This is a genomic window from Colwellia ponticola, assembly GCF_005885605.1.
GTDB lineage: Bacteria > Pseudomonadota > Gammaproteobacteria > Enterobacterales > Alteromonadaceae > Colwellia > Colwellia ponticola.
Genome location: NZ_SZVP01000015.1, coordinates 87,843 through 97,683, shown reverse-complemented (window position 1 = coordinate 97,683; position 9,841 = coordinate 87,843). Strand labels below are relative to the sequence as shown.

General features: G+C 39.7%; 5 protein-coding genes and 1 pseudogene. 3 read left to right on the top strand and 3 right to left on the bottom strand.

Features of this window, described 5'->3' with window-relative positions; genetic code table 11:
• Positions 1-1,145 precede the first annotated feature (1,145 nt).
• Complete coding sequence (locus FCS21_RS13645; RefSeq protein ID WP_138624098.1) at positions 1,146-1,490, bottom strand: VF530 family protein; 345 nt, start codon at positions 1,488-1,490, stop codon at positions 1,146-1,148.
• Positions 1,491-1,731: 241 nt separating this feature from the next.
• Here FCS21_RS13645 and FCS21_RS13640 point away from each other — a divergent pair, with 241 nt between their 5' ends.
• A complete protein-coding gene (locus FCS21_RS13640; protein WP_138624097.1) occupies positions 1,732-3,153 on the top strand; it encodes an amidohydrolase family protein in 1,422 nt (473 codons plus the stop codon).
• 147 nt (positions 3,154-3,300) lie between these two features.
• Here FCS21_RS13640 and FCS21_RS13635 read toward each other — a convergent pair.
• Positions 3,301-4,708, bottom strand: a pseudogene (locus FCS21_RS13635) (nucleobase:cation symporter-2 family protein).
• Between the two features lie 852 nt (positions 4,709-5,560).
• Here FCS21_RS13635 and FCS21_RS13630 point away from each other — a divergent pair.
• A complete protein-coding gene (locus FCS21_RS13630) occupies positions 5,561-6,688 on the top strand; it encodes an aminotransferase class V-fold PLP-dependent enzyme (protein WP_138624096.1) in 1,128 nt (375 codons plus the stop codon).
• 342 nt (positions 6,689-7,030) lie between these two features.
• Here the strand turns inward: FCS21_RS13630 and FCS21_RS13625 are convergent, their stop codons facing one another.
• Positions 7,031-8,020, bottom strand: coding sequence for a transposase (locus FCS21_RS13625; protein ID WP_138624095.1), 990 nt, complete (start codon positions 8,018-8,020; stop codon positions 7,031-7,033).
• A gap of 386 nt (positions 8,021-8,406) precedes the next feature.
• On the opposite strand from FCS21_RS13625, the gene FCS21_RS13620 reads away from it, so the two are divergent.
• Entirely contained in the window at positions 8,407-9,813 is a 1,407-nt protein-coding gene (locus FCS21_RS13620) for an alanine/glycine:cation symporter family protein (RefSeq protein WP_138624102.1), read from the top strand.
• The last annotated feature ends 28 nt before the right edge of the window (positions 9,814-9,841 follow it).

The following is a 9,841-nucleotide window of genomic DNA, read 5'->3' as shown; positions in this document are numbered from 1 at the left end:
GAGACTGCCACCGGCCTCCCTTTGGAATCTCTCGGCGCTGCCAACAAACGATTTCTTCAATTAATTCAAGTGTTATCGACGTAACTGTGCTGAACGTGCATCCATGCCCTACATCGCTTTGTTCATCATCCATGAAACATACGTGAATATTGTGCTTCATTTCGGCGTTTGATGAAGCAGACTTGGTGCTTGTTGTGATAGTTGTTTGTCTCTCTAGCAAAGTAGTATTTAGTCGTTAAAATTCGACATAGTGACCAAGAATACTTAATCCCATCTCAGCAATTCCATCATCAACTAGCAAAGGTAGGCCTCGACCCGAGACAGGACGTCGAGGGCTGCCGTTGTTCAGGGAAGATAAATCGGCAGGAATCGTGGTCTACGCTAGTTGGTGATGGAATGTTTTGCTGAGCAGGGCGTCGCAGGGGTTCCAAGGGGAGGCGCGGCGGTACGTCGCCCCTTGGGTGCTGTCGCCACCGCGACGCCAAGCAGTGAAGCAAATACCAAGCAATACGTTTAATGAATTTTCACTTCTTTCAGCGTTTGTTCAAACAAACTTGGCGTTTATTACTAGGTGAGTAAATAGCTTATAAATGGGGTCAAGTACACTTTAAATTATCTGTCGCGGTGGCGACGACACCCAAAGCGAGACTGCCACCGGCCTCCCTTTGGAATCTCTCGGCGCTGCCAACAAACGATTTCTTCAATTAATTCAAGTGTTATCGACGTAACTGTGCTGAACGTGCATCCATGCACTACATCGCTTTGTTCAAGCAGACTTGGCGTTTGTGGGAGCAGCTGAGTTATTCTTGCTAATGCTGTCATTCCGTCAATGTCTTGGGAGGAATCGATATCACTAAGTACTAGATCCCCGACTAAGTCACCACGGGGATGACGTCTGTGAGGTTGGCTGGCACTGATATTGCGAGGGACGAGCATTCATCAGTATCGATAATGGCAAAAAATTAACGTTCAGTTTTAGCTGTTCAGGGCGTTCAATGGGAGGTGCGGCGATACGTCGCCTCTTGGGTGTTGTCGCCACTGCGACGCCCGGCAGAAAATGGAACTTAAACTTCTGTTGGTAAAATAAAAAATAGCCATACACTGCTTTCACCATTAACGCCTAATGCCCCGAATGCGGCATAAGTCTATTTCTTTTTAGGTGTTGGCCAAACAAAGGGAGCGTTTTTACTAGCAGCGGGCTTGGTAGACGTTTTTTCTGCAACAGCATTATTCTGGGCGAGTATTGCCCTGATTATTTTCCCCGTTTCTGCATGTTTACTACAAAAAGTTTTTAGGTATAAGATTTCAACTCTACTGCGTGCCCAAGGGGTTGTACGCAGGAATTTTAAACTTGATTTAAGGCGTGGTTTATTCGTGAAACAACGAATATTAAGTAACTCGCCCATTTTTTCCCAACCAATTTTTTTCTCCAGTTCGGTTAGGATCTGTTCAAGTTTTATGCCGTATAGCGGATCATTACTATTATTCATAGTCTACCTAAAATCAAAAAAGGGCATTGTAACAAGTTTCCTAAATATTGACAGACTTAAGCGTTTAGCTCAGGTAAAAATGCACAAATTTATCAGTTCACCCATCATAACTTTATTGTATTGAATGAATGAGTAGCTGCTATTTATAACACTCACCTTATCTTTTTTGCACTTTAACTCACAAACTCTTGTTACAGCCGATGATTGTGCTAGTCTCAATAAAAAAAATTAAGGTCAAAACATGAAATTTATACTTTTATTTTCAACTTGTTTACTACTTAGTGCATGTGAAAGTAAACCTACTCAACACGCTGACATTTTGATCAGTAATGCAACTATTGTTGACGTAAAAACAGGTAAGCTCAATACAGGTCAATCATTAGTTATTCGTGATGGTGTGATCATTGAACGCAGTAGTAAGTCACTAAAAAATAGCTATATTATCGATAATTATATTGATGCTAATGAGCAATTTCTTATGCCTGGCCTATGGGATATGCATGTACATTTTGGTGGTGGTGAAGCGTTAATAGAAGAAAACAAACAGCTTTTACCATTATATCTCGCCTATGGTATTACCACTGTACGTGATGCTGCCGCTGATTTAAGTGAGTCAGTGTTAAGCTGGCGTGAACAAGTGAATAACAATCAATTAGTTGGTCCAAGCATTTATACATCAGGACCAAAGCTTGAAGGCAAAGGTTCTATTTGGCCGGGTGATCTTGAAGTAGAAACGGTTGCAGAAATGAATGCCGCAATTGATAGTCTTGATGCTATGAATGTCGACTTTATAAAAATTACCGATAGCGCCTTAACACCTGAGCTTTATTTAAAAGCAGTAAAGGAAGTTAAAAAACGCGGTTATCAAATATCGGGACATATTCCTTTTTCATTATCGGTAACGGATGTGTCTAATGCTGGCTTAGATGCCATAGAACACATGACTTACTTATTAAAAGCAGCAGCAATTAATGAGCCTGAAATATCAAAAAAAGTAGCCTCTGGTGAACTTAGTTACCGCAGTGCTTTACCTATTATCACCGCAAATGTTGATAAACAAACGGCACTAAAGAAATATGCGGTACTTGCTAAAAATAATACGGCAGTAGTGCCAACCTTAATAGGCGGACAGGTTATCGCCAATATTGATGAAGACAACCATCAAAATGATGAATTTTTAAATTACCTCGGTAAAGGGCTTAAAGCTACTTATCAATGGCGTGTAGACCGAGCAAATAAAGATACCACTGAACAAATAAAACAGCGTAAAGAACGTTTTATCAAAACCGCTCAATTACTTGTGCTGGCACAACAGGCAGGTGTATCGATTATTGCAGGTACTGATGCAGGATTTTTGAACTCTTACATTTACCCTGGTTTATCACTTCATCAAGAGCTTGCTATATTTAGTGACTACGGTTTAACGCCTCTACAAACTTTACAGTCAGCGACGCTTGCAGGTCCTAAATTTTTAGGAAAAAGTGAACAGTTTGGTGAGTTGAGTAAAGGTAAAATAGCGGATATCATTTTTTTAACACATAACCCGTTAATTGATGTGCGTAACACCCAAAAACTTACGGGGGTTATTTCACATAATCGCTATTACAATCAAGCGGCTCTTGAGCAATTAAAATCCCAAGCCAAGCAGCTTGCGAACAATTGATAAATAGCTAATGATATGCCTCAACACGTTGAAGAGGAACCGCTACTTTGATGATGTTGAAAGGTGATAAAGCATAGAACTTATTTCTTAAAGACCACTAAAGGTCGCCTTTGACAATCACTGGCGACCTTGATTAGAACGCTTGAGTTAGCTAACTTTTATCATGTCATTAGGTTCTGTAGCGTAGGTATCCTTTTGTCTTTCAGTGTCAATGTCCGTTTCTGTTTCAGTTGTCGCCATTGGCAAAATGATACTCATCAAAATTGCGGCTAAACCAGCGACAGTTACAGAAGAACTAAAAATACTTTTCAGTAACGGTGGTAAGTAGTTAGTCACTTCAGGTACCGCAGTTACGCCTAACCCCAGACCAAAAGACACCGCCATTATTAATAAATCACGGCGACCTAGATCTGCCGTAGACAAAATCCGAATGCCTGCTGCTGCCACCGTGCCAAACATCACCAATGTCGCACCACCTAACACAGGTTTGGGCATCGTTTGCAAAAAAGCCCCAATAATAGGGAACATACCTAAGGCAATAAATAAAGCGGCAATATAAAAAGCAACATAACGGCTGGCAACACCCGTGAGCTGAATAACACCATTATTTTGACTGAAAGTTGACATTGGGAAGCTTCCCATAATTGCAGCAATCGTTGAGTTGGTACCATCGGCTAAAACCCCCGACTTTATGCGTTTCATATAAAGAGGGCCTTTTACTGGCTCACCTGACACCATTGAGTTAGCCGTTAGATCACCGGTCGTTTCAATCGCCGTCACCACAGAAATAATGGCAACCGGTATAAAAGCAGATAAAGCAAAATCAAAGCCATATTTAAACGGCATTGGTATTGTCACAACAGCCACTTCAGCAATATCATAATTAACCATTCCCATCGATGCAGCGGTAATGTAACCAACTACCATGCCAATCATAATGGCAGCAAGGCGCAGGGTTTGATTACTAAAGCGGTTAATAAAAATAATCGTTGCCAAAGTGATACCACCAACAAATAAGTAATTAAGGTTGCCTTTATCTGCAGCAGAAAAACCGCCGGCCAAATCGGTCATCCCGACTTTAATTAGTGACAAACCAATAGTCGTGATCACGATCCCTGTCACAACCGGTGTAATAATACGCGTTAGTTTGTGCATAAAACGACTCAGTATAATTTCAATCGAAGCAGCGCATAAACAAACACCAAAAATCATGGCTAAAATATCTTCTGAGGTGCCTCCTCTATTTTTAGCAACAAAGCCAGCAGCCAACACTGCACTTAAAAAGGCAAAACTAGTGCCTTGCACACATAGTAACCCCGAACCAATGGGGCCAATCTTTTTAGCTTGAATAAAAGTACCTATACCTGAAACAACAATGCCATACTAATCAGGTAAGGCAGCTCACTGCCTAAACCTAATACACCGCCAATAATCAATGCGGGGTGATAATCCCGACAAAGCTCGCTAAGACATGCTGAAAAGCAGCAAACAACGCTTTCTTTGGTTCAGGTTTGTCATGAAGGCCATACATAAGATCATTATTTGATTTACTCATGATGACCTCCGCTATTAATGAAGCTTAAACATGAGTGCTCAACCGAGCAATAACCGATGGTAGGGGTAATACAAAGGGGAATATAGATATTCATAATTGTCCTTCAATCTTGGGTTCAAAGTATAAGTTTTTATGATTAAAAACTTTTCTAAACCCGGATGTAGGAGCCGTTACCGCACAACCCGCAAAGGTACGTTAACAGTCAATCATGATTGTTGATTGCAACACTTATCAATAGCACTATGTCTTTGCTATTGAGTTCTGGCTGCCTCCATTACCAGATAAACTCGGCCGTTAGCCGAAGTATATTTTTATAATTATTATAGTCTGGTATGTATTGGCTTAAATTTACTGCCAATTAATAGTTGTGTATTTTATATACTACCCAGACTGTAGATAGCAAGCACTTTATTATATTTATTAGACTTTATTTTAGTTGATTGTTGCTCATTGTTGTTCATTAATGTCGTTCGACAATTATTACAAAACCGCTTCCTTTAGAACTTATCAGTCGAACTTATCAGAACTTATCAGAACTTATCAGGCCACCCAAAATAGTAAAAATTAAGAAGGGGATGTCAATTTAAGCTTTTATGGTGAAATAAAAAAGGGGGGATTTTTTAGCCTTACTCTCCACACTTGCTATGTGATCGTCTAGATAAATTCATCTAATCATCGTTTTTACGTATAATCACACCGTCTATTGGTAAGGTAATTGTCAATGATTTTGAACGGTTAAGTTACTAGTCATCTTAGCTTTTGTAAATTATTATCGCTGCTTCTAGTTATTTATTGAACCTCGGGGTAATATACGCAATATCAACATATACATAGTTATTAAGAGACACTGACATGCCTGGATTGTTACCCAATATTGATCCCGATGGATTATTAGAATACTCCGTTGTTTACACCGATCGCTCCTTGAACCATATGTCTGGTTCATTCCAGCAGGTTATGCAAGATATTTCCGCTGATTTAAAATCGGTTTACCATGCCCATAGTACTATTGTAGTGCCTGGCAGTGGTACCTTTGGTATGGAAGCTGTAGCGCGTCAGTTCGCTCGTAATAAAAAGGTACTGGTAGTACGTAATGGTTGGTTTAGCTATCGCTGGAGCCAAATTTTTGAAATGGGTAATATCCCTAGCAGTGAAACCGTTTTAAAAGCAAAACAAACAAGTGACGACACGCAAGCGCCATTTGCTCCACCACCGATAGCCGAGGTGGTCGCTACTATTTTAGCTGAATCGCCTGATGTTGTATTTGCGCCACATGTAGAAACCTCTGCCGGTATCATTTTACCTGATGACTATATTCAAGCGATGGCACAAGCGGTACATCAAGTGGGCGGAATTATGGTACTTGATTGTATTGCCTCAGGTACTGTTTGGGTAGATATGCAAGACACCGGTGTCGATGTACTCATTAGTGCTCCACAAAAAGGTTGGAGTGCTTCACCATGCTGTGCTTTAGTTATGTTAAGTGAATTAGCACGTGAGCGCATTGAGTCGACTACTAGTGATAGTTTTGCCTGTGATTTGAAAAAATGGTTACAGATTATGGAAGCCTATGAAAATGGTGGTCATGCTTATCACGCAACTATGCCAACAGATAGCTTGACGCGTTTTAGAGATATCATGCAAGAAACTAAAGCCTATGGTTTTGACAAAGTATGCCAAGAACAATTAGCGCTAGGTCAACGAGTACGCGCATTACTTAGTAAGCATGGTATTAACAGTGTCGCTGCTGACGGTTTCGCAGCACCTGGCGTGGTTGTCAGCTATACCAGCGATGATGAATTCCAAAACGGCAAGAAATTTGCCTCAGTAGGTTTACAAATTGCTGCTGGCGTACCTATGGCTGTTGATGAACGTGCTGATTTTAAAACCTTCCGCATTGGCTTATTTGGTTTAGAAAAACTGCATAATATTGACCGAACTGTTGAGCAACTAGAGCAAGCACTGACAAGTATTTTGTAATATCAATACTGGGCGACTTGCTATCTCTGCAGTATTGATGGCAAGTCGCCTAGCAGTTTATTCTGCCATTTTATCGAATTTTATCGTGCAATTTTATCGTGCCACCCATCATTTTATCGTGCCACCCATCATTTTATCGTGCCAGCCATAAATGATGGTAACTAAAAAGCGGATGTGTCTGATGCTTTTCTGATGAAATAAAAAATAATTTATAACGTAATTGACTTTATTTATAGTTTTCCCTGTTATTGCCTCTAATTCAGGTGGGGGTAGCTGAATTTTGATATAGTTACGCCAGATACCTTAAGATAACCGCTATTATTTTTTGGGTGGGATAGGGCGTTATGCGCTATTTAAGCAAGCTTGCGCATTCGCTATACCATGAGTACGTTGTAAACCAACATGTTCACTAAATTCACACAAGTGCTCAGCAGTGCCTACCGCGCCGGTGAAAATTTTTTCAAATTCGGTGATAAGTTTTAGCCAACTTTCGTTACTAATATGCAGCCTTGTTAAGATGCTTCTTGTTTTAGGATGAATAGCACCTGACTTATCATCACGTAGTACGCGGCTGCTTTTATCAACAAGGGTTAAGTAATCTTGTAAACTAAAAGCGATACCTTTTGCCTTGTGTTGCTGCTCATTACCTCGAAAGGGTAATAAGGTAGTCGGCTGCTTACCTTGAAGCGCCGCTTTAATGCGTAATTGAATACTGGTGTAAGCTGATTTTTCTGGCGTTGATGCAATACCAGATCGTACAGGGTTTAAATCTACATAAGCCATGCAGGCGAGTAAAGCGCCTTCATCAAGTAATGCTTGAGACTTAAAGCGTCCTTCCCAAAAATGCCCTGTGCAGTTATCTTCTTTGTTTGCTTGTCTGGCTATGGGTTCATTTAATGATCGCATAAACCAGCTAATATCAATTAAACGTTGTTTATAAATAGCGGCGGTACTTTCTACCATTGAAATTTCAATTTTATTAAGTATTTGTTGCTTATGGTTTTTTTGATATCGTTGCGTCAATAACGTGCCTTTAAATAAAGTATGCCAACGCTGGAGTACTTCTATTGTTGACCATTTTTTTACTTCTTCACTATCAACATGTAAAACGAGGTGTAAGTGGTTATGCATAACAGCATGAGCGCAAATATCGATAGCAAAGACTCGAGATAATTGAAAAAGGCGTTGTTCAATCCAAGCACGTCGATGCTCAAAACTAACGCCAGTGTCTTTATCCACACCACATAAAAATGCTTTGCGAACGGTTCTACTACAAATATGGTAATTAGGCGTATCTAGTAAACTAATCTGTTGTGAGCGTGGTTTAGGCATAATAACCAACTTAATAACTGTAAAGAGATAAATTAAGCGTAGTTGTTAGGTGTTATATGTACAAATTATTATGGCTGGCATAGTAAAGGGAGCTGATAAAATTATTTATACCGTAAGTAATTTTGGTAAACTAGCGCAGATATTCATCCTAGGCGTTTTAAAGAATTTAATTTTACGTATTTTATATCATTACGGTTGGTATTTACCTTTAAAAAACTATCGTTTTGTACTAGTCATTAAAATATCCCCAACGTCAATATAAACCTCAAATTGATTCAAGTGACTAACTCGCTATATAAGATATTGCGCTTAGTTGCTATTAGTGTTTGTCAATTTTTAAACCTTCGGAGAAAAACGTGTTAGCAGCTAATGTTATTGAACCCAGTATTATTGAATTATGGGTAGGAACGATTAACGGTTATTTATGGGGTAGTATTTTAATTTACTTGCTGAGTGCTTGTGGGATCTGGTTTACTTTTCGCTTAAAAGGTCTACAAATCACCCGATTTTTTCACATGTTTCGTCTTTTAAAAACTAGCCGTCAAAGTTCAAGCCATGGTATCTCTTCTTTTCAGGCTTTATGTACTTCGTTGGCCGCTCGTGTTGGTACCGGTAATTTAATGGGCGTTGCTGTCGCTATTTCATTAGGTGGTGCGGGCGCTGTTTTTTGGATGTGGTTAATTGCTTTTGTCGGTATGGCAACTGCTTTTGCTGAAAGCGCTTTAGGGCAGCTTTATAAAGAGCGCGACTTTAATGGTAACTTTCGTGGTGGTCCAGCTTATTATATGAGTAAAGGCTTAAACAGTAAAAAATTAGCCGTTACCTTCTCGCTGTGTTTGTTTTTTGGTTATGGTTTTGTTTTTAGTGCTGTACAAGCTAACTCAATTACCAGCGCTTTTAATGGTTCTTATGGTTTTAATCCACTTTATACCGGTATTGTTATTACGTTAGCAGCAGCTTTTATTATTTTAGGAGGGCTAAAAAATATTGCGCGTTTTGCAGAGTTAACCGTACCTTTTATGGGCTTACTTTATATTTTGATTTGCTTGGTTGTTATTGCGTTAAATATTAGCAAAGTACCAATGATTATCAGTGATATTTTTGCTTCGGCTTTTGGTTTAAAAGAGGCGGGTAGTGGGTTGGTTGGCGCGGCGATAGTGCATGGCATTAAACGCGGATTATATTCAAATGAAGCGGGGATGGGGAGCGCACCCAATGCAGCCGCTGCAGCTGAACCTTTTCCGCCACACCCTGTTTCTCAAGGGTATATTCAAATGCTGGCAGTATTTTTTGACACCATCTTGATCTGTTCATGTACAGCCATTTTAATTTTATTGTTTAAAGATACCGGTAGCCAAGCACAGGGTATTCAATTAACGCAACAAGCACTGAGCTATCAAGTTGGCGCTTGGGGTAGTGATTTTATTACCATAGCGATATTATTATTCGCTTTTACTTCGATTGTGGCAAACTTTGCTTATGCGGATAATAATTTAAAGTACTTAAAAATGGATAACTTATTAGGGCGATGGTTTTTACGTTTCAGTTTTTTACTTATGCTAGTGTTTGGTTCTGTTGCTACCTTGCCTGAAGTAATTGCGTTAGCTGATTTTTCCACCGGATTAATGACCATATTGAATGTTACAGCGCTGTTTATGTTATCTAAAGTGGTGGTTAAAATAACTAAAGATTATCATCAGCAACAAGACTCAGGCGTATTGCCAACATACCAGCCAGATGAAAATGAACAAAAAAACCTTAATTTAACGCAAGGTGTTTGGCCAACAAAGTAATAAAGCACTTAGGGAGAGTCTAGATGTG